This is a genomic window from Ruegeria sp. CDSB022 (genome assembly GCF_059611145.1).
The window spans coordinates 92,426-113,439 of the sequence record NZ_JBXWOZ010000010.1 but is presented as its reverse complement, the minus strand read 5'-3'; the positions used below and the strand labels follow the sequence as shown (position 1 = coordinate 113,439).

Annotated in this window: 21 protein-coding genes and 1 pseudogene; 10 read left to right on the top strand and 12 right to left on the bottom strand. The window is 55.0% G+C overall.

Annotated features, from left to right (window positions below; all coding sequences use genetic code 11):
- A pseudogene (locus AC2FIZ_RS14965) lies at positions 1-102 on the top strand (bifunctional methylenetetrahydrofolate dehydrogenase/methenyltetrahydrofolate cyclohydrolase); the annotation flags it as partial.
- Between the two features lie 249 nt (positions 103-351).
- Here the strand turns inward: AC2FIZ_RS14965 and AC2FIZ_RS14960 are convergent.
- Positions 352-1,197, bottom strand: coding sequence for an EamA family transporter (locus AC2FIZ_RS14960; RefSeq protein ID WP_142638470.1), 846 nt, complete (start codon positions 1,195-1,197; stop codon positions 352-354).
- A gap of 139 nt (positions 1,198-1,336) precedes the next feature.
- On the opposite strand from AC2FIZ_RS14960, the gene AC2FIZ_RS14955 reads away from it, so the two are divergent.
- Positions 1,337-1,771, top strand: a complete 435-nt coding sequence (locus tag AC2FIZ_RS14955) for a group II truncated hemoglobin (protein WP_142638472.1) — start codon at positions 1,337-1,339, stop codon at positions 1,769-1,771.
- Between the two features lie 432 nt (positions 1,772-2,203).
- Here AC2FIZ_RS14955 and glnT read toward each other — a convergent pair whose 3' ends face one another.
- The 6 genes from glnT to AC2FIZ_RS14925 form a co-directional block, all read right to left on the bottom strand.
- Positions 2,204-3,532 (bottom strand): type III glutamate--ammonia ligase, encoded by a 1,329-nt coding sequence (gene glnT / locus AC2FIZ_RS14950; RefSeq protein WP_142638474.1) that lies wholly within the window; start codon positions 3,530-3,532, stop codon positions 2,204-2,206.
- Positions 3,533-3,612: 80 nt separating this feature from the next.
- Positions 3,613-4,941: an FMN-binding glutamate synthase family protein gene (locus AC2FIZ_RS14945; protein ID WP_142638687.1), complete on the bottom strand. Its 1,329-nt coding sequence runs from the start codon at positions 4,939-4,941 to the stop codon at positions 3,613-3,615.
- A 20-nt stretch (positions 4,942-4,961) separates the two neighbouring features.
- The gene (locus tag AC2FIZ_RS14940; protein ID WP_142638476.1) at positions 4,962-5,645 is read right to left on the bottom strand and encodes a GltB/FmdC/FwdC-like GXGXG domain-containing protein; all 684 of its coding nucleotides are present in this window, start codon (positions 5,643-5,645) and stop codon (positions 4,962-4,964) included.
- A gap of 1 nt (position 5,646) precedes the next feature.
- A complete protein-coding gene (locus AC2FIZ_RS14935; protein ID WP_142638478.1) occupies positions 5,647-6,576 on the bottom strand; it encodes a class II glutamine amidotransferase in 930 nt (309 codons plus the stop codon).
- 148 nt (positions 6,577-6,724) lie between these two features.
- Entirely contained in the window at positions 6,725-6,940 is a 216-nt protein-coding gene (locus tag AC2FIZ_RS14930) for a hypothetical protein (protein WP_142638480.1), read from the bottom strand.
- 11 nt (positions 6,941-6,951) lie between these two features.
- Positions 6,952-8,325, bottom strand: coding sequence for an ammonium transporter (locus tag AC2FIZ_RS14925; RefSeq protein WP_142638482.1), 1,374 nt, complete (start codon positions 8,323-8,325; stop codon positions 6,952-6,954).
- 339 nt (positions 8,326-8,664) lie between these two features.
- On the opposite strand from AC2FIZ_RS14925, the gene AC2FIZ_RS14920 reads away from it, so the two are divergent.
- The 5 genes from AC2FIZ_RS14920 to AC2FIZ_RS14900 are packed head-to-tail and all read left to right on the top strand — an operon-like array spanning position 8,665 to position 13,027.
- Positions 8,665-9,810 carry an aminomethyl transferase family protein gene (locus AC2FIZ_RS14920; RefSeq protein ID WP_142638484.1) on the top strand — a complete coding sequence of 382 codons (1,146 nt, stop codon included), beginning with the start codon at positions 8,665-8,667 and terminating at the stop codon, positions 9,808-9,810.
- Positions 9,811-9,864: 54 nt separating this feature from the next.
- Entirely contained in the window at positions 9,865-10,461 is a 597-nt protein-coding gene (locus AC2FIZ_RS14915) for a dimethylamine monooxygenase subunit DmmA family protein (protein WP_142638486.1), read from the top strand.
- Positions 10,458-11,420: a PDR/VanB family oxidoreductase gene (locus AC2FIZ_RS14910; protein WP_281973362.1), complete on the top strand. Its 963-nt coding sequence runs from the start codon at positions 10,458-10,460 to the stop codon at positions 11,418-11,420. The genes AC2FIZ_RS14915 and AC2FIZ_RS14910 overlap by 4 nt, the downstream gene beginning before the upstream one ends.
- Before the next feature lie 13 nt (positions 11,421-11,433).
- Positions 11,434-12,501, top strand: coding sequence for a heme-dependent oxidative N-demethylase family protein (locus tag AC2FIZ_RS14905; RefSeq protein ID WP_281973361.1), 1,068 nt, complete (start codon positions 11,434-11,436; stop codon positions 12,499-12,501).
- 7 nt (positions 12,502-12,508) lie between these two features.
- Positions 12,509-13,027 carry a GNAT family N-acetyltransferase gene (locus tag AC2FIZ_RS14900; protein WP_496791265.1) on the top strand — a complete coding sequence of 173 codons (519 nt, stop codon included), beginning with the start codon at positions 12,509-12,511 and terminating at the stop codon, positions 13,025-13,027.
- On the opposite strand, the gene AC2FIZ_RS14895 is transcribed toward AC2FIZ_RS14900, so the two are convergent.
- Positions 13,005-13,661 (bottom strand): helix-turn-helix domain-containing protein, encoded by a 657-nt coding sequence (locus tag AC2FIZ_RS14895; RefSeq protein WP_185956716.1) that lies wholly within the window; start codon positions 13,659-13,661, stop codon positions 13,005-13,007. The two genes, AC2FIZ_RS14900 and AC2FIZ_RS14895, sit on opposite strands and share 23 nt — an antisense overlap.
- 237 nt (positions 13,662-13,898) lie before the next feature.
- Entirely contained in the window at positions 13,899-14,921 is a 1,023-nt protein-coding gene (locus tag AC2FIZ_RS14890; RefSeq protein ID WP_496791264.1) for a helix-turn-helix domain-containing protein, read from the bottom strand.
- A gap of 137 nt (positions 14,922-15,058) precedes the next feature.
- On the opposite strand from AC2FIZ_RS14890, the gene AC2FIZ_RS14885 reads away from it, so the two are divergent.
- Positions 15,059-16,081 (top strand): alpha/beta hydrolase family protein, encoded by a 1,023-nt coding sequence (locus tag AC2FIZ_RS14885; protein WP_496690294.1) that lies wholly within the window; start codon positions 15,059-15,061, stop codon positions 16,079-16,081.
- A gap of 95 nt (positions 16,082-16,176) precedes the next feature.
- Here AC2FIZ_RS14885 and AC2FIZ_RS14880 read toward each other — a convergent pair whose 3' ends face one another.
- Positions 16,177-16,593, bottom strand: a complete 417-nt coding sequence (locus tag AC2FIZ_RS14880) for a helix-turn-helix domain-containing protein (protein WP_496690293.1) — start codon at positions 16,591-16,593, stop codon at positions 16,177-16,179.
- Positions 16,594-16,663: 70 nt separating this feature from the next.
- Here AC2FIZ_RS14880 and AC2FIZ_RS14875 point away from each other — a divergent pair, with 70 nt between their 5' ends.
- Both AC2FIZ_RS14875 and AC2FIZ_RS14870 read left to right on the top strand, forming a co-directional pair.
- Positions 16,664-17,911: an MFS transporter gene (locus AC2FIZ_RS14875; protein WP_281995746.1), complete on the top strand. Its 1,248-nt coding sequence runs from the start codon at positions 16,664-16,666 to the stop codon at positions 17,909-17,911.
- Between the two features lie 26 nt (positions 17,912-17,937).
- Positions 17,938-18,834: an alpha/beta fold hydrolase gene (locus tag AC2FIZ_RS14870; protein WP_281995745.1), complete on the top strand. Its 897-nt coding sequence runs from the start codon at positions 17,938-17,940 to the stop codon at positions 18,832-18,834.
- A gap of 510 nt (positions 18,835-19,344) precedes the next feature.
- On the opposite strand, the gene AC2FIZ_RS14865 is transcribed toward AC2FIZ_RS14870, so the two are convergent.
- The gene (locus AC2FIZ_RS14865; RefSeq protein ID WP_282022068.1) at positions 19,345-19,809 is read right to left on the bottom strand and encodes a hypothetical protein; all 465 of its coding nucleotides are present in this window, start codon (positions 19,807-19,809) and stop codon (positions 19,345-19,347) included.
- 131 nt (positions 19,810-19,940) lie between these two features.
- Positions 19,941-21,011, bottom strand: coding sequence for a polyprenyl synthetase family protein (locus AC2FIZ_RS14860; RefSeq protein WP_281995744.1), 1,071 nt, complete (start codon positions 21,009-21,011; stop codon positions 19,941-19,943).
- Between the last annotated feature and the right edge of the window lie 3 nt (positions 21,012-21,014).

Sequence of the window (21,014 nt, the reverse complement as noted above, 5' to 3'; positions counted from 1 at the left end):
GGTGGCGTCGGCCCCATGACAATCGCATGCCTGCTGGCCAACACCCTGACCGCCGCATGCCGCGCAAACAAACTCCCCGAACCAGAAGGCCTGACGGCTTAAAACGAGGCCGCCGCTGTTCAAACTGCGGCTGTTCTTTTTTCCGTTCTGATTTAGGTAGGTATTGGCGACCTTTTAGGTCGTAACTTGTGCATGGTGATCGTATCCATTGGCGTGTCGCCTCCCAATTCCCTCCGATCCCCCCTACTACGAGCGTTGTGTGAATCCGGACCGCCACGCTCAGGCGAGATTGAGTGCCTGCGAAACAGCCCGGCTGCAGCCCATCAGGCACGTCAATTCGCAAGGCCGTCCTCAGAGCGCGAGATAGCCGATTCCGGCAAACGCGACGACACAACCAAGCCACTGGCTTGGTGACATACGCTCTTTCAAGATTGCCCAGGCAAGGACAACAGTCAGTAGTCCAAAAACCGAAGCCGCGACGGATGCATATTGGGCATTGGGCAACCTACCGGCCGCGACCACACTGAGAATTGCGACCGCATCCAGTAAACCCATTAAGCACAAAAGGGGCAGTGCTTTTGTGCCGGGCCAAATCGACTTGCGAGACGCAAAAGCTATCGCTGCCAGAACCAGAATTGCCGTAAGTCGACCGATTAGAGACACGGTGTATTCGTCGCTGATCTCTGCCGCGTATTGCCCCAGGGCAAATGCTGCGGCGAACCCGGTTGCGGCCAGCAAAGACAAGACAATGGTTGGGCCACGGGCAGGGTAGGTTGTCTCGGTTTTGTCTGAGCGGGCTGCGACGATGGATACTCCGAGGCCGATCGCAATTACGGCCAACCAGTGCCATGCACTGACAGTCGAGCCGCGCCAAATTGCGACGGTGACGGACAAGACCGGATAGCTGGCAACTAGCGGCGCAACCAATCGCACGGGCCCCCGATGAAAAGCCTCGTACATGCTGAGCCCGGCCAAGAGGTAAAAAAAACCTGCTGCAATCGCATAAGCCATCGCGTTGCCCGACATGGGGTTGATGTCGCCCCAGGCTGCAACCATCCCGATCTGCAGGATGGCACCAAAGAGTAACACAAACATAAGCGAGGCGACCACGCTGACGGACTGGCTGATATAGCGGACCGAGAGATCATGAATGCCCCAGCACAACGCAGCTAGCAACCCGAGTGCAAGGGCGCTCATGTAAGGGAAGATTGTTGTAGTGTCGACCATATTGGCATGTGTTCGGTCCCAGATATCAACAGCGCCAAGATGTCACTGTTGATAAACTAATATTCCTGTTATGCAATAAATTAGGCACTGGAGACCCGGAGAATCCACTATGTCCTCGGCTTTGGATCAACTTGGAGGCGAAGAGAGCCTGCGCGCGCTTGTCGAACAGTTTTATGATCGAATGGAGGCCGATCCGGCTGTGTATTCCTTGCACCGGCTGCATTTTCGGGGTCACGGATTGAACCATACAAGGCAAGCACAGTTCGAGTTCCTCAGCGGTTTTTTGGGCGGCCGAGCTTATTACCGGGAACGATTTGGCCACATGGATTTACGGGAAATACATGCCCATGTGCCTATTCGCGAGGCCGATGCAGAGCTTTGGCTGGAAACCTTTGACGCCGCTTTGGAAGATTGTGAACTGCGCGGCCCGGCGGTGGATAAAATGCGAACCTCCCTGCGACGTGCGGCATTGATGCTTGTTAACGACGTTCCCGACTGGCGCATCGAGGTGGATAGGAAAAAAGGACAAGAAGTCCCAGAATAGGCTATTTGCAGGGTCTCGAAATCAGTCGTCAAACAACCAACCGTTCAGATTAGATGAAGCCGGTCTTAAGTATTGAACGTCATAGAGATTTGCTCGATCGCGATATCGTCGTTTAGGTGTCATCTTTTGCACAGCACCCTTAGCCCATGCCCTGATTGACTGCTTTTTGGCCGCAAGCCAGGGATGGTTCCGATTTCCCAGACAACCAAGGGGCTGCCCAAAGCAGCTGTGCAATGCGGGGATTGGGTTCCCGTCTTAAAGGCGCACAATTTCAACGGAATCCCCGTTTGACGATATGTGTGCAAAAGACGCGCCGCGATCTTCGCCCGGCGCGTGTTGACTGAAAAAACATCCCGGCGTGATCGTTGTTGGTGAATGAACAACAAGGCCGCGGCACAGGCCGCAACCTCGATGTCTTCCAGTTTTACCGGATCAGATATCCAGCGTGTTTTCCTTTTCCCAGCGCGAGAAATGCGACACGAAGGAATTCCACTCCTGATGCTTCATCTTCAGGAAAGCAGACGAGAATTCGGCGCCCATCATGCCCTTCAGGTCTTTGTCTTTGTCGTATTCGCGCAGTGCATCAAGCATGTTCAACGGCAACTTTGGTGCTCCGCGCACTTTATGGCCTTCGGCATACATATCGATATCCCAGCGCTTGCCAGGGTCTGCTTTGGATCGGATACCTGACAGTCCAGCCGCAATGATCACGGCCTGAAGCAGGTAGGGGTTGGTTGCTCCGTCCGGCAGACGCAATTCAAACCGCCCGGGGCCGGGCACACGCACCATGTGAGTCCGGTTGTTGCCCGTCCATGTCACGGTGTTGGGCGCCCATGTTGCACCCGACATCGTCCGCGGCGCGTTGATGCGTTTGTAGCTGTTCACCGTGGGGTTGGTGATCGCGGCCAGTGCTGACGCGTGCTTCATGATGCCACCGAGGAAGTGCTTGCCACGCTCTCCCAGACCAACCTCACCGGTCGGGCCGTCGCCCTCGCCTGCAAACACGTTGGTCTTGGCCGCATCGCCTGGCGCATCCCAGACCGAGATATGCGCATGACAGCCATTACCGGTCAGGCCTTCCACCGGTTTCGGCATGAATGTCGCACGCAGCCCATGTTTTTCAGCAACCGATTTGGTCATGAACTTGAAGAAAGAGTGTTTATCAGCAGTGCGCAGAACGTCGTCAAATTCCCAATTCATCTCGAACTGGCCGTTGGCGTCCTCGTGGTCGTTCTGATAAGGTCCCCAGCCCAGTTCCAGCATGTAGTCACAGATTTCACGCACGACATCATACCGGCGCATCACGGCCTGTTGGTCATAGCAAGGCTTTTCAGCTGTATCGAAAGGATCGCTAATCTGTTCTCCGTCCGGCGTCATCAGGAAGAACTCGGCTTCGATACCGGTTTTGACATGCATTCCTTCGCTTGCAGCTTCGTCGATCAGGCGGCGCAATACGTTACGAGGGGCTTGCGCGACATCGCTGCCTTCCATAACGCAGTTGCCAGCAACCCAAGCCACTTCGGGCTTCCAGGGCAGCTGAATGACCGATGATGGGTCTGGAACTGCCAGCATGTCAGGATGAGCCGGTGTCATATCCAGCCAGGTGGCGAACCCGGCAAAGCCTGCACCATCTTGCTGCATGTCGGCAATCGCCTGCGCAGGAACCAGTTTAGCCCTCTGTCCACCGAACAGGTCGGTGAACGAGATCATGAAGTATTTGACGCCTTTTTCTTTTGCGAAAGCTGCGAGATCTGTCGTCACGATTGCTTTCCTTTCCCTGTTGAATTCTAGTTTTTCAAAGCAAAAACGCGGCCCCCATCAGGGAGCCGCGCAGCATCGGTTCAGAACCCTTCCTTGCCCGGGTACCAACTGGTGCCCGCCAAGGGGACACGCGCCATGGCGGCCGCCTCCATTGTCAGGGCACACAGGTCTTCAGGTTCGAGATTGTGCAGGTGATTGTGGCCACATGCACGCGCGATGGTTTGGGCCTCAAGCGCCATCACCTTCAAGTAGTTGCGCAGCCTGCGACCCGCAGCAACCGGGTCAAGACGCGCAGCCAGGTCGGGGTCTTGCGTGGTGATCCCTGCCGGGTCCTGACCTTCGTGCCAATCGTCATAAGCGCCAGTGGTTGTGCCCAGCTTCTGGTATTCGGATTCCCATTTGGGATCGTTGTCCCCAAGGGCCACCAGAGCAGCCGTGCCAATAGCAACTGCATCTGCACCCAGTGCCAATGCCTTGGCCACATCGGCCCCGGTGCGAATGCCGCCTGAGATGACCAACTGAACCTCACGATGTACGCCCAGATCCTGCAATGCCTGAACGGCAGGGCGGATGCATGACAGTGTTGGCAACCCGACATGTTCAATGAATACGTCCTGCGTCGCAGCGGTGCCGCCCTGCATGCCATCCATGACGACAACGTCCGCCCCGGCTTTCACTGCCAATGCAGTGTCGTAGTAGGGGCGCGTGGCGCCAACTTTCACATAGATAGGCACTTGCCAATCAGTGATTTCCCGAAGTTCGAGGATCTTGATCTCAAGGTCGTCCGGCCCTGTCCAGTCTGGATGGCGGCAAGCGGACCGTTGGTCAATGCCTTTGGGCAGGGTTCGCATCTCGGCCACACGGTCACTGATCTTTTGACCCAACAACATACCGCCCCCGCCGGGTTTGGCGCCTTGGCCAACCACAATCTCAATCGCATCAGCCTTACGCAGATCGTTGGGATTCATGCCATAGCGTGAGGGCAGGTATTGATACACCAGCTTGGTTGAGTGGCCACGTTCCTCGGGCGTCATGCCACCATCACCGGTGGTGGTTGACGTGCCCGCTGCGGATGCGCCGCGGCCCAGAGCTTCTTTCGCCGGACCGGACAATGCGCCAAAGCTCATACCCGCAATGGTGATCGGGATATCCAGCTCGATCGGCTTTTTGGCAAAGCGCGTGCCCAACGTTACTGAGGTATCGCAACGTTCCCGATAGCCTTCCAACGGATAGCGCGACACCGACGCACCCAGAAAGAGTAGATCGTCGAAATGAGGAACTTTCCGTTTGGCGCCACCGCCACGAATGTCATAGATACCTGTCGCAGCGGCGCGACGGATCTCAGCATTGATCGGATTGGTAAATGTCGCCGACTGAATCGGCAGGGTGCGGGGGATCTGATCGTCCATATCTTTCATACCCTTCTTCCTCAGTAAGCTGCGGAATTGTCGATGTCGAAATTGTAAAGCTGACGAGCCGAACCATAGCGTTTGAACTCTTCCGGCTTGGCGTCGCTGCCAGCGCGGTCCAGCAGATCCCTCAGAATATCCAGATGCTCAGGGCGCATTTCTTTCTCGATGCAATCAGCACCGAGGCTTTTGACCGAACCACGCACGAACAGCCGTGCCTCGTAGAGTGAATCCCCCAGCGCATCGCCCGCATCTCCGCAGACGACCAGATTTCCTGCCTGTGCCATGAAGGCGGACATGTGGCCGATATTGCCATGCACCACGATGTCGATACCTTTCATCGAAATACCGCAGCGCGAGCTTGCGTTACCCTTGATGACCAGCAACCCACCATGGCCTGTGGCCCCGGCATACTGGCTGGCGTCGCCATCGACGATGACTTGGCCGGACATCATATTCTCAGCCACACCCGGACCAACTGAGCCTTGAACCTTGATGGTCGCCTGTTGGTTCATGCCGGCACAATAGTATCCGGTAGACCCCTTGACCGTCACTTCGATCGGCGCGTCCAGTCCGACAGCAATCGCATGGCTGCCTTTTGGATTTACAATTTCCCAGCTGGTTTGGTTGGTCTCGGCGTTTTGCGCCTGCAGGGACGAGTTCAATCCACGCAGTCCGTCTGCCTCTAAATCATAGGTCTGCATTTCAGGCGGCCTTTTCGTGGGTTGTGGGACTGTCGTTGTGCGACCAGAAATATACGGTGGCCGGTTCAGGTTCCCAAACTCGGGCGTCTTCAATGCCTGGCAGGTTCACCAAGGCGCGGTATTCGCTGCCAAAGGCAACATATTGATCTGTTTCTGCCATCACTGCAGGCTTGCAAGCGATTGGGTCACGTACGACGCCAAACCCGTCTTTGGTCCCTACTACAAAGGTGAAAAACCCGTCCAGATCATCAATGCTGGATTCCAGAGCTTCCCCTAAAGTGGCGCCATTCATCATTTTCCAGGTCAGGTATGCGGCACCAACTTCGGTGTCGTTCTCTGTCTGGATGGTAACGCCTTCGCGGCGCAACTTGCGGCGCAACGAGTTGTGGTTGGACAGGGATCCGTTGTGAACCAGACATTGATCGGACCCCGTGTTGAACGGATGTGCGCCCATTGTTGTCACGGCGGATTCCGTCGCCATGCGTGTGTGTCCAATGCCATGAGTGCCGCTCATGCCGCTAAGGCTGAAGCGGTCTGCAACATCCTTGGGCAGGCCAACTTCCTTGTAGATTTCGAGGCTTTCGCCACGACTCATGATACGAACCGTCGGCCGGATTTCAGCCAGCGCGGCGCGCGCGGCTTCGAACTGACGGGCGGGAATTTCCAAGACGGCATGTGTATCATTGTCTGCCTGACCAACCGTCACGCCAAGACTTTTGCCTAGCTCATCAGCCAAGTCGACGAAGTCCGTTTCGGGGTTGGGGGACTGAACTGTAATCTTGGTTTTGCCATCGGACTCAGAGCCGTAGATTGCAATACCGGCACTATCGGGGCCACGATCTGTCATCGTGATCAGCATGTCTGTCAGCATATTGCCCAGTTGGGGCGCAAGAGACTGGTCTTTGAGGAATAATCCAACAATTCCGCACATGGCTGGCAGATCTCCTTATGTGTTTCATTATGATTCGACGGTACCAACAAATCAGTGGGACATCAATAATCATAGGAAAGTTTTTTTCCTAAGAGGCAATGGGCGCGACCTGTGTTTTTCGCGCCCATAGCAAGCATTCAAGGCTGGATCAATATCGCTCCAACTGTGCTTTCACCTTTTCTTCGTCACCGGTATGGCGCGCCTTTTCCAGGTGCTCAGCTTCGCGGACGAATTGGATGCGATGCCAGCCAACCCAGAAGACGACACCAATGATGACCATTAGAACTTCGTAACCTTGGAAGGGATAGACCGGCCCGACTTCGGCCAGATCCACGGCCCAGTTTGTATAACCATTCGTAGACATATCTTACTCCCTCATTTCACTGCTACGCCACGGGCGGCCAGTTCTTCTTTATCGGCTTCGATAATGGCAGCTTTGGCGTCCTCATAGGCATGGTGTTCAGCGTAATCGAGACCCTGAAGTTCAACTTCTTCCGGGATGCGCAGTACGCCGGCAGCGGATTGCATTTTCGCCAGAGCCCAGCCTGGCAGGAACCCAAGGACAAAGAACATGATGACCGCACCCGTGATCTGACCGATCGGGTTGATGGTTGCATAACCTTCATATGGTGACGAAGGCACGCCCCACAGGACAAAGCCCGCGATGACCAGCCCGACGACACCTGCATAGCCATGCACGGCAACGGCACCAACGGCATCGTCCAGCTTGAACCGACGCTCTACCCAGTAGTGCAGATTATAGACGATCACGACGCCGATTGCGGCAATGATCATCGCTTGGATCGGGTGATACAAATCGTTTCCAGCAGACGCGGTGATGATACCGGCCAGACCGCCCGAGAAGGTCCAGAAGGCATCCCCCTTCGAGACGACATAGGCTGCCATCAACCCACCCGACAGCGACATCAGGAAGTTAAAGGTAATCGCCGACAGCGTGGTCGGAGCCAGATAGATGTTGGTTGCAGTCCAGGTGGCGCCAACGATCTGACCGTCGATAACCTCGGGCGAGATTACCGGAACGTTACAGGCGGCATAGAAGCCCCAGAACCCGGTATAGATCAGGAAAATTCCGATGGTCAGCAACCATGGATTATGCGGAGGAATATCCCGCGGCGTTCCATCCTTGGCAAACTTGCCAAGTCGTGGACCCAGTACCATGATCACACCAAGTGCGTAACCACCTGCGATTGCATGGATAACGCCTGACGCATAAGCATCGTGATACCCCAATATACGCACCATCCAGCCACCATAGTGCCAGCCCCAAGCAGCGTCGATGATCCACCAGACGGACCCGATCATGACTGCATGGACCCACAAAGCCGATGACCTGATCCGTTCGATCACTGAACCAGAAACGATCGAGGCGGCTGTCCACGAGAACAGAAGGAACGCGGCCCAGAAGACCCCTGTGATTCTGTCGTCCAAATTGGTTGCCATTGTGTTCGCCCACGGTAGATTTGCGGCACCTGCTTCGGTGTCGAGACCGCCCCAGAACGGAAAGTTCGGGAACGCCCAGTAGATCCACCATCCAAAGAAGAAGAACGTGACCGTCACCAGCGGGATGATCATGATGTTTTTCATCAATGTGTGCATATGGTTACGGGCCCGACTGGCACCGACTTCGTACATGCAAAAGCCCACATGGATGAGGAACATGAAGACGACCGTTACCCAGTAATAAAACTCGGTAAAGACCGTCGTAAGTGCATTTAGATTGCCATCCACTTCGTAGTCTCCCTGTTGTTGCAGCAGGAGGTCTTTCTGCGAAGCATTTCCTGCTGGGAATAATTGTATACTAAGGGGACAATCTCATTGGCGACCTGTCAATAGATATGTGGGGCAAACATCTTTAAGGTCTGTGCTTGAAGTATGTCCCCACACGTCCAAAAACGCACTAAGCCACAGATAAAGAAAAGAAATATTAATATTCCCGGATGTTCTTAGGGTGCAAAAATTGCAGGCAAATATTCCCAACAGGAAAAAATTCTGCACACAAGTGTTGATTTTCAACCCAACATCGGCCTCAATATGGGCAACAAAAACGATCAACGGGAGAACCGAACCATGGCCATTCTTTGGAGGACGTCGGCCCTTGCGCAGCGCCACGCCCAGATCGGCGGCGAGCTTGAAGACTGGAACGGGATGGGGACTGCTTGGTTCTATGACCAAAGCCCTGAACGTGCCAAAGCTGACTACGAAGCAATTCGAACCAAAGCTGGTCTTATGGATGTTTCCGGCTTGAAAAAGGTTCACGTGGTTGGTGAGGATGCCGCCTATGTCATTGATCGTGTCACCACGCGGAACGTCGAAAAGATCATGCCGGGGCGGTCGACCTATGCCTCGATCCTGAATGCCGAAGGCAAGTTTGTTGATGATTGCATCATCTATCGCCTGTCGGTGAACACGTGGCTGGTGGTGCATGGCACAGGCACCGGAATGGAGCAGCTGACATCCGTGGCGGCGGGTAAGAATTGTTCGGTCATCTTCGATGATGACATGCATGACATGTCGCTGCAGGGCCCGGTGGCTGTAGACTTCCTGGCTAAGCACATCCCCGGAATTCGCGATCTGGCCTATTTCGGCATCATGCAGACCAAGCTATATGGCTGCCCGGTGATGATTTCGCGGACCGGCTATACCGGCGAGCGCGGGTATGAGATCTTCTGTCAGGCCAAGCACGCCGTGCATTTGTGGGACAGCATTCTGGCTGATGGCAAGGATATGGGCATCGTCCCGGTCCAGTTCTCGACGCTCGACCTGTTGCGCACCGAAAGCTACCTGCTGTTTTACCCCGGCGACAATTCCGAAACCTATCCGTTCGATGGCGATACCTGCGGCGATACACTGTGGGAACTGGGCCTGGATTTCACTGTCTCACCTGGAAAAACCGGCTTTATCGGTGCCGAGAACCACTATGCATCGCAAGGCAAAGAGCGGTTTAAGATCTATGGCGTCAAGCTGAACGGCACGACGCCGGCGGATGAAGGCGCGGATCTGCTGCAAAACGGCGAGAAAGTCGGCGTTGTCACCTTCGGCATGTATTCTGATATCAATGGTCACAATGTGGGTATCGCGCGGATGCCGGTCGCATGTGCATCACCCGGCACCAAGCTGACGGTGCGCAACGGCGATGGGACAGAAATAACGGCAACTGCGGAAGAGATGCCGTTCTACGATCAGGACAAATCGATCAGAACCGCAAAGGGCTGAGTTTCAGGGGGCGCGACGGACACACCGTGGCGCCCTTTTCCTATTGAGGGCACAATGTCAAAGTTCGAATTTCCCAAGTCAATCGCAAGCCGCCCGGTCTGGGGCACGCTAGAGGTTCGCCAGGGCGAACATCATCTCATGATAGCCGAGGCCGAAGGGGCCGAAGCCATTCTCGACATCGCAACACCTGACCTGATGGCCAAAACCCATCTGATCTATATCCCGAAAGGCACGGATTTCGCGGAAAAGCTAAGGGCATTGAACCCTGCTCAGTTCTATGAAGGCCCGTCTTTCGAGGCGTCTCTGCCGCGCATTCGCAGGGTTCTGGAGGACGCGCATATGGGATTGCAGGTCTACCTGACCGGCACCGAAGGCATGATGGGGCAGGCCATGAATGAAGTGATGGCTGTGGGTCTGCCACACACGGCGATCCAGACCGAACATCGCGGATCGGTCGCCCGTCGGATGCAATGCGTGCATTGCAAAGGCATCACCGAAGACGTCGAGATTGACCCGTTTGTCTGTTCACATTGCGGCCTAAACCTGTTTGTGCGCGATCACTACTCCCGCCGTCTTGCCGCCTATCAGGGCGTCCGTATCGACGCCGAGGATCATGGTAATGTGCCCGAGTCGAAGGGGATTTACGAATGAGCGGTGCTGAGAAAATTCAGGTCAAGGTGACCGAGATCACTCCGCTGAACGAATTGGTGACGCGGTTCCGGTTCGAACGTATCGACGGCGCGCCATTACCAACCTTTTCGGGCGGGGCACATACTGTGGTCGAAATGCAGGATGGTGCCATTACACGGCTTAACCCCTATTCGTTGATGTCAGATCCGTTTGATCAGTCATCTTATACAATTTCGGTTCGACGCGATGATGAGGGCAGGGGGGGGTCGCTGTTCATGCACCGCCAGGTCAAGCTGGGCGACGAGATGACCATAAGCTATCCGGTCAACTTGTTTTCACTGGACTTGCGCGCCCGCAAGCATCTGTTTCTGGCCGGTGGCATCGGGATCACCCCGTTTCTGGCACAGATTAAACAGTTGGAATTGCTGCACGGGCATTGGGAGTTGCATTACGCGTGCCGAAACACTGCCTTGGCATCTTATGCTGAGCAACTGACAGACAGACATCCGAACGAAACCCATCTGTACTATGACGATCAGAGCCAGGCGATTGATCTGAAAAATCTACTCAGCGGGCAACCCCTGGGAACGCATGTGTATGTGTGTGGTCCAAAGGGCATGATCGACTGGGTCCGAAACACGGCTGCCGCCGAAGGCTGGCCCGAAGATTGCGTGCACTACGAAGAGTTCCTGGCGCCTCAGCCCGGCAAACCGTTCGAGGTGCGCTTGGCGGCATCGGATAAGGTCATTCATGTGGGTGAAAACGAAAGCCTGCTGGAGGCCATCGAACGTGAAGGCGTGGACGCACCATATCTGTGCCGCGGTGGGGCCTGCGGTCAGTGCGAAACCGTTGTGCTCGACCATGAAGGTAATTTCGTTCACCGCGATCACTGGCTGACCGGCGAAGAAAAGGCTGCGGGCAAGAAAATCATGCCCTGTGTATCGCGTTTCGAGGGCAAGTCCCTCGTGCTGGACCGTTGAGAGGAGGCCCAACATGACCATTCAATTCAACGAAGAATCCTTCCGCGACGACTATACGTTTCACAACTCGGACTGGGCGATCAAACGCTTTCCGTTTCCGTTTCACGAAGACAGCTATATGTATTCGGTCAACATGGAACAGCATCGCGGCGGGCCCAAAGGATCGGTCTACGAGATGCGGTTTGACGTCGACGAACACTATGTGTCCGAGATGAAAGACCGCGCCATGGTATTGGATCAGGACCCGCTGCGCTGCCAGTCACTGCCGCATATGACTTTGGCCGGTTGGGACTTGCTGGAGCTGATCATGGTCAGCAAATCCGAAGACTATCCCGATCTGTTCGAACTGCATCGCAATGGGAACCAGTGGCGCTGGGTCAACAAACCGATGGGCATTGATCACAGCTTTACCTTCATGGACGAAACCACGCTTCCGTACGGGCCGATGGAATACATCACACGTCAGGCACAGGGTGATTTCGCCGTGCTGGATCAGCGTGACGAGATGCTGTGGATGGACGCGGGAATGGTGACGACCCAAGCGGATTGGAGCCTGGATTTTGACATCGGAATGAACTTTTTCGAATGGCACGCGCCGGTTCCCAAAGCCCATGAAATGGGCATTTTCCAACGCGCCCTGAAATTCCTGCTGAACATTCAACAGGGTGCCCCGGCACGGCGTCTGAATTGGACTATGACAGTGAATCCGCTGCTGGATACCAGCCCGGAAAACTATCACAAATGGGGTATCCAGAAGACGACGCTGACACCTGAAAACATAGCGCACAAACAGTATCTGCGGGTCGAGTTACAAACCTTTTTCCGCCTACCGCGTTCCAACGCCCTGGTGTTCCCGATCCGCTGCTACCTGTGTAGTTTTCAGGACCTGATGACCGTACCCAAATGGGGCCGTCGTCTGCATCGGGTCATCCGGGACCTGCCGGTCGAGCTGGCAACCTATAAAGGGTTCATCGATAACCGCCCCATGATGTTGGACTATCTCAGCCAGTTTGACGACGGGTTGCCCACGTCTCCGGGGATCTGGCCGGATTTGGAAACGGAACCACCTTTGTCTAAGTAAGCGAGACTTGCGAAATTTCTCAACTCATATGATTGATCCGGTCGAAGCGCCTTGGCTCATCTCGAGTGACGATTTTGCATTGTATGACGTGCTTGCGCTGTTTCGCGCGTCATTTCAGTACATGGATGCCCGGATCGACCCTCCGTCTTCTATCCATAGTCTGAACGTGGAAGGAATGCAGGCGCATTGTCAGGGTGGCGGCGAGATCTGGGCCGTTGGGCGACCACTTTTCGCGTGTATGTTTCTGACGCCCAAGCCCGACAGTTTGTACCTTGGAAAGCTTGCGGTGAAGGATGGATTGCGGGGTCAGGGTATCGGCCGCAGGTTGGTGGATCATGCTGCACGCCGTGCAGCAGAGCTTGGCTTACCTGCGCTGGAACTGGAAACACGCGTGGAACTTACTGAGAACCATCGCGTATTTTCGAGGCTGGGGTTCACGATCGTAAGCACGGGCAGTCGCGAAGGTTATGACAGACCCACAGATTTCTTATTGCGCAAACCGATCAGTTTGTCTGCGGATAGCTGATAACTGATATATACCGCGCCGGCAGACTGACAAGCCGTTCGGGCCCATGCGGAGCATCTGCATCAAAGAACAGGGTATCGCCGGGTTTTAGCGGGTAAATCTGGTCCCCGTGGCGGTAATCCACCTCACCGTCCAGCATGTAAATCGTCTCGATCCCGCCATGTTGGAAAGTTGGGAACACATCTGATTCAGCGGTCAGGGTAATCAGATACGGTTCGACGATCACGCCGGATCCGTTGGCACCAATATGTCCCAACAGGTTATATTGATGGTTCGCACGTGTTCCTTCACGCTCCAGTTCGACGCCTTCTCCTGCTTTTGTATGAACCGCCTCGCGGCGTTCTTCAAACTGTCGGAAAAAGCTTGTCAAAGGAACCGAAAGCGCATCCGCCAGCGATTGCAGAGTCGTCAAGGAGGGCGACGTATTTCCGTTTTCGATCTTGGACAGCATGCCAATCGACAGGCCGGTCAACTGGGCCAGCTCTGCGACCGTTATGTTCTGCTGTTTGCGAAAGGCACGAACCTCGCGGCCGATGGCAACTTCAAGAACTTTCTCTCTGTCACCCGAACGAACGGAATGTGGGTCCTGCGTCAGGTTTGCTGCCATTTCTTTGTCGCGTTTTTTCAATTTCATTCTTTCAACGTCTTGCTACACGTGTCCAAACCGGTTCTGCAAGCAGGCACGGCGCAATACCCAATTCAATTCGGATTACCATAGCATCAGTTTTTCCTGATAGTAATATAATCAAGCTGACAGAAAACAGAATAGAGATCGGATTCTCACTGTTTGACGGCTTTCACGGCTCTGACGCCGATGTCCTAAATCAAGGTTCGGTAGCTGTGGCAAGGATGCTTGGTGCACCGGAACGTCTTAGGTTTTGACCCTTTCATCGGGCACTTCCACAAGAGACCTCAACCAGCGACGCGGATTGACGCCGATCACCCTTAAGAACTCGCGGTTGAAGTTCGACTTGGTGTTAAACCCGCTGGCCAGCATCGCCTCGGTCACCGATTTTCCAGTCTTCATTACGGTGCAAGCGTGAGATATCCGATGCCTATTGATGTAGCGAGACACATTCTCGCTTTTGCCTTTGTTGATTGCGCTTGAAAGCTGCTTTTCTGGAACCTGCAATTTTCGGGCCAACCGGGCCAATGTGAGATCGGGATCGAGATATGGCTTATGTGTTTCCATATAGGCGTCGAGCTTTTCGACAATAGCGGTGTCACGGGTTTTATCTTGCTTGGAATACGCATCGCGCGTGTCAGAGCCAATGCTCTGACTTTCGATTGCATGCGATAGGCTGAGCGCCCCTAATATGAGCAGTGTGATTGCGGAAAACAGGCTTGGCAGCCAGAGCAAGACCTCGGTGTCTCCTGATGCAAGGCGGACTGCAATGAATATGTCGCTGCCTGCTGAGGCGATCAAAGCGATGGCCAGAACACGCCAAACCCAAACAATCATGCGCCCGTTTTCTAAGCGGCTATGGGGCAAACAATCTTCGCCGCGCAAGAGCATAGACGCGATGGCGATACCGTATGCCGCAAAGAGAAAGGGGATCAACACGTCCAGCGCTTCGGGTCGGGTTGCCAGAAAACTTATCGCAAGGGCCGGACCTACCGCATGCAAATACAAGTCCTGTCTGCGCAGATAACCCACCGAGGCCTGACGAAAGGACAGCCACGCGGATGCGGCAATTACAGTCGCAAGAATGGGCTGAACGACCCTGAGACCCGTAAAGCCATAATATTGCACAAGCGCGATAACCGCACTTTGTGCTGCGCAGCATCCGATGAGGACCAAAAGCGTGGGATGGGTTTTGCGGGTCAGAAAGCGATGTAAAAGAAAGCCCGAAAGCAGCAGGGCAGTAATCATTGGGATTGGTAGAACTGGCATCAGGGGGGTCCGTTTTCGTCTGTCATAGGACCTAAATCCTGATCTGCGCGACCTTAAACCGGATTCAGGTCGTATGAAATCCCGACAGCGTCTGAATGTAGGCCGACACTAATGCCACCCTACAAAAAAGGCGCGCCATGAAACTTCCTCTTCTTACCCTCGTCATGACCCTTTCGGCGGGCACGGAAATTGCTGCACAAGATGTCGGCCTCGTCGAATTGACGATTGCCGCACCTCATCATGATCAGGACATGCAAATGGCTGTCATGTTCCCTGCGGCAGGTCAGCGCCAGACTATGTTTGCAGAAAATGCAGTGTTCTATGGAACAGCAGTAGTCGAAAACGCCAGGCCGGTGCCAGGGCAACATCCGGTTGTTCTTCTCTCACACGGATGGGGCGGCAATTATGCACGAATGGCGTGGCTTAGTGCGGGGTTGGTCTCGCAAGGTGCAATCGTAGTGGCAGTAAACCATCCAGGCAGCACGACCTTAGATTTGGATTTCGATACCGCATTTAATCATTGGACCCGCGCCCAGGACATGTCCACCGCGTTGGATCACGCGCTGCAAGACCCGGTTTTCGCCCCCCTCATCGACACTTCACGGATCTACGCCACGGGTTTCTCTTATGGTGGCTGGACAGCCCTTTCGCTTGCGGGCGTCCAGGGCAATCGTGACGGATTTTTCGATTATTGCGAGGCCGCAGGGGCAGGGTCACAATTTTGCGCAAAGTTGACGGCAGAGGGTGTCGATGTAACTGCAATCGACCAGGAAAAATATGAGGCATCTTACAAGGATCCACGGGTCAGTGCCGTCGCAGCCATTGATCCGGGACTAACTTGGGATCTTGCGCATAAGGATGTGCGGGACGTGACAGCCTCGCTTTTTCTGATTGGATTGGGTGACGGGGCCGACAGGCTGAATGCAACAGACACGAGCGCCCTGGGAAGCAATTTTGAGACGCTGGTTCCTCAGGCCACGGTGATGACGATCGCGCCCGCAATGCATTTCACCGCGCTTGGATTATGTAAGCCCGCCGGTGAAGCGATTTTGATCGAAGAGCAGGACGATCCTGTTTGCACTGATCCTGGGGGAACGGACCGCGCCCAAGTTCTTGACATGATAATTGACAGTTTGGCCGCTCACTTCGATCTGAATTAGTGTATTTCGGACACTTACATATCGGCATTGCATCCAATGGTGCGGGCCGACCATACCCCTCAGCGGTATACCAAAAATTCGCAGTTGGCTTGCCGCTACCTGCCACTGGCTTTCTTCGTGCCCCGGTGATGGGCGAGGTCGATGAGCCGTCTGAATGTTGCGCATTCCAAATGCGATGGCGCCGGGCAATCCGCCACATGTCGCAGGGTATCGCGCAGCGCCGTCAGCTCGCGGATTTGCCGATCCAGCGCATCCGCACGAATGTGAAACTCTTGCCGGGGGATATTCGGAGTTCCATCAAGGCCGAACATCCCCGAGATTTCCTCAAGTGAAAACCCTGCAGATTTGCCCATCGTGATCAGGGCTAGTTGCAATAAGACATCCGGCGTGAACTGCCGACGAAGCCCGTGCCGCGCAACAGACGAAATCAGGCCAAGCTCATCATAGTAACGCAGCGTTGAAGTTGGGGTGCCGGTCATTTTCGACACCTCGCCTATATCCAAAAGTTTCATGCTTGACCTCAAGTCGACTTGAATTCGTAACGTCGCCTTCTGTAGCGATTCCGACAAGAGGAAAATAGTGGTGCACATCAAATCAAATGCATTGAAGACAACGAGACCCGGCGCTTTGTTGTGTTTCTCCCTGTCCATGCTGCTGGCCTCATTGGGCACCAGCATTGCCAATATCGCCTTGCCTGCAATCGCCCAGGACCTGAAAGCGCCGGTACATCAAGTGCAATGGGTGGTGATCGCATATCTCGCGACACTGACGCTGTTCTCTGTGCTGGCTGGACGACTTGGGGACCGCTTTGGACGACAGCAGATGCTGATCTTCGGGCTTATACTTTTCGCGCTGGCCTCTGCGTTTTGCGGCTTGGCGCCCAATCTTAAGGTGTTGAGTGCCGCGCGGTCTCTTCAGGGAATTGGCGCTGCATTCCTCATGGTGCTGACCGTCGCACTCGTTCGCGATATTTTTGAAACAGAGCGTGTCGGGCAAGCCATGGGCCTGTTGGGCACGATGTCGGCGGTCGGAACCGCACTGGGACCTTCGTTGGGTGGCGTGCTGATTGGAAAACTCGGGTGGCAAGGAGTGTTCTTTGTCCTGGTGCCGATGAGCCTGACTACGGCCATTTTGGCCGTTCGGCTTTTGCCCGCAAGTGTTTCCTCTGGGATAACACCTCTGGTCGGACTAACTGCACTGCGAAAGAGCGGCGCTATCCCCGGCCTTGCGGCAAATTTTCTGGTGGCAAATGTGATGTTGACCACTTTGCTGATAGGCCCCTTCTTTCTGGGGCAGTCTCTTGGGCTGAGCGCGGCGAAAGTGGGGCTTGTCATGTCGGTCGGACCAATCATATCGATCTTCCTCGGCGTCCCATCGGGTCGGCTAGTGGATGCATGGGGGGCAGCGCGTGTTCTGTCGCTTGGGCTCATTGCTCTGACCACCGGGACCTTTGCGCTTGCGGTCCTGCCAGTCGCATTCGGTGTCATTGGTTACATTGGCGCTATCAGCATCCTGACACCGGGATACCAGTTGTTTCAGGCCGCCAACAACACCATGATCATGGTGGGGGTTCGGGCAGATCAGCGGGGGACAGTTTCAGGGCTGCTTGGCTTGTCGCGCAATCTGGGCCTTATTTTCGGCGCCTCTGTCATGGGGACGGTCTTTTCCTTTGGGATCGGGGCCCGCACCGTCGAGGCAGCATCTGCTGAAGCGATTGCCAACGGGATGCAGCTCACCTTTGTAATCTGCGGGGTATTGGCCATCGTGGCGTATTGGCTTTCGCGTCGAACTTCGTTGAAGAGCATCACCAGTAAGACAGTCGCGAGATAATGATAAAGGAGGTCGCAGTCCTACCGATGAACACTTTTAAACCTGTCCCAATAGACGGCTTGAACGTACAGATTTGGGGGCATGGCGATACGCCCGCGCTCATTTTCCATGGGGGGCCAGGGTCGGGTCTCAACCCGCAGCACACAGCCTATTTCGACGCCGACCGCCATCGGGTGGTTCTTTTTGACCAACGCGGAACAGGGTTGTCGGGCAGAGCTGGTCGGGTCACTGCAAACACGACCCAGCACACCCTACGCGATGCCGAGGCTATCCGGATGGCCCTGGGATATGAAGATTGGATAGTGCTGGGTGGTTCATGGGGTGGCGCACTGGCATTGGCCTACGCATCCGCTCATCCTGATCGGGTACGCGCATTGATCGTGCGCAGCACGCATATCTGCCGCCCTTCAATGGACCAGTGGATGTTGCGCGATAGGGCAAAGCGTTTCGAAGCCGGGCAGCGTGCGCGCGGCCTGTTTCTCGATCCTCTCGATGAGACAGAACAGCTCCATCCTGCCATAGCATGGTTTGCCCGTATGGAAGATAATGACGCGCAAGCACGTGAGGCAGCCCGCCGTGTGATGGCGCTTGAAGATGCGTTTCATGGACCGCAACCCGGCACTGTGCGGCTTCCGGCATCCGTCACCCAAAGCGACATAAATCGCACCCGCGTGTACCTTTGGTACTGGCTTAATAATTTCTTCCTACCTGCTACCGGCCCCGGAGATCCAAATACAATCTCCGTACTCCCACATCGTTTGATCCATGGGGCGGATGACCTAATATGCCCGATTGAACCTGCCCGTGCCTTTGCCCAAGCTGGAAAGCTTCAATTTGAGGAGATTGAGAGACTGGGTCACAACGGGTTGGCGCCGCAGATGATCGCTGCTGTGCGCCAAGCCGTCGAAGACTTGAGCGGTTGAGAATCGAGCAAAGCGCGTTCTCTAACAGGACAATCGCGGCAATACCGAGTGCGCGCAATTTGGGTTCAGGGCATCGTCATTTTTTTGGTTGCGTGAGGTGGCTGAAGCAAAGCGCGATGCCTGACCACCTTCGATTCCGTATGCGAGAGACGGGGGACAATCCTGGCTGGTCATTTCGCTTCGCGCGTCGATGTTGCTCAACAGTTTAAATCGTTTGCCCGGTAATCTTTTGGTCGATTTTTGTGCCAAGGCGACCCATCTCACCCGATTTAAGAAGCTGTTTGTTCTTGCTCTGCGTTCACGTTGTCTGCGGCACCTAACAGCCCAATGGCAGGAATAGTTAAGCTATCTATGAGGCGCATGTTTAGCCTCGCCCGGTGCCAGCTTCGTATGAGGCAGATGATTACAAATCGAAATATTTTTCGAAGCTATTTTTCTGCATATGTGCAATCGAAATAGAAAACTCCGACCACGGGCAATACTGCACCTTACCTTCGGGGCAGGATCACTTTAGTCAGCCACGACCTCAAAGATCACAACGATGGCGGTGTTTTCGCTGCCTTTGGTGTATACGCGCCCCTGATACTGGCCGGGTTCTGCCAGATCATGAATGGTGAGGCTTACGGCAACGTCGACGGCCTGTCCCGGGGGAATACGGACTGCGGAAGGTTGGATGCTCATCTTGTCGGTTGGCAACACGTTGCCGTCGCGGCTGATCATGTCGCCCGGTTCGAACTGCAAGTCGACAACGTCTGCTCCGGCAGGTGCAGCAAAGGACAAGAGAATGGTTCCTGTCTCACCGGGCCTGCAGGGCTTGCGGCAGTGAAAGGGTCCGTCCAGCTGTTGTGTGGTGCTGTTTTCCGCATTCAGAATGCCCCGTGCGATCTGAGATATCGGAAGTGTATCCTGCTCCGGAACGGCCTTGGTGGCCGTGCGGAGAGCGCTGACAAATGGTTTTCGCTCGAAATAAGGCATAGCTCAATGTGCACAGCCTACAGCGTTTAGTAAATGACAAACTTGAAAGGAATGCGTATTGGATTCGGCGGTGGATTCACGGGATTTCGAAATTTAAGATATTGAATATCTACAAAAAAATAGGGCGAGTGTTAGACCTGACGCGCCACCAGATAATCCATGAACTGACCAAGAAACGCGCGCGGCGCCGCGTTGGTATTTGCAAATACAACATCGAATTCCCGACGGGCCGCCGCAAGCAGGTCATTTGCTGCGGCCTGAGCATATTCAATGCAAGAATAGTGGTTCATCCGCGCCAATACCCATTCGACCTCTTGCTCCGAACGGGCCGTTCTTGGCTTTTCTAGAAACTCTGACAGTCGGGACTGTTCCTGCCGATCCGCCTGCGCCCCAAGACGTCCCAGCATCAGCGTGCGTTTGCCTTCGTAGATATCCCCACCGATCTCTTTGCCGTATTTACCCTGGCTTCCCACAAGATTCAGAACGTCATCCTGGATCTGAAAGGCGGCCCCCAGAAAAAAGCCGAACGCGTTGAAGTCATCCAGATTCAGCGCCCCGGAGGCGACATCGTCCGGGCGCGCGATCAGGGCACCTATACGCATCGGGTGAATGAAGCTGTACCAGCAGGTTTTCTTCAGACACATGGTCAGATAGTCGGACGGGCTGAGGTCAAGGCGATTGTCTTTTATCCATCCCAATTCAAGGGCTTGGCCCTCGATCGACTCTTTCAGCAGGTGATCAAATTCGTCCACCACACGCGCGCCGGTCATCGGGCCCAGAGGGCCGAGGTTCTGGCGCAGCAGGCTTAGCGCCAGAGATTGCATGCCGTCGCCGATATTGATCGCCAAGGGCACACCAAGACGTTTGTGCATACATTCCCGACCCCGTCGGAAATCGCTGAGGTCTTCGATATCGTCATGAACCAGAAATGCATTGTGCAGCAATTCGATGACCGCAGCAGCAATTTCGGCATCCTCGGCTTTTCCGCCGAATGCTTCACACGTGGCCAAAAGAAGGGCAGGTCTAAGCCCTTTGCCCGAGGTTTCGATATAGTCCCGCATAGGCCCATAGAGATAGGCTTGCGGCTCACCCGTTGGCATTTTGTCCAACAGTACCTTGCGCGCCTGATCGCCATAACGCGTCAGTTGGTCAAGGAAGCCTTGCGTGGCCGCGGATGCCGGCTGCGCCTTGGGAACAGTCACCTG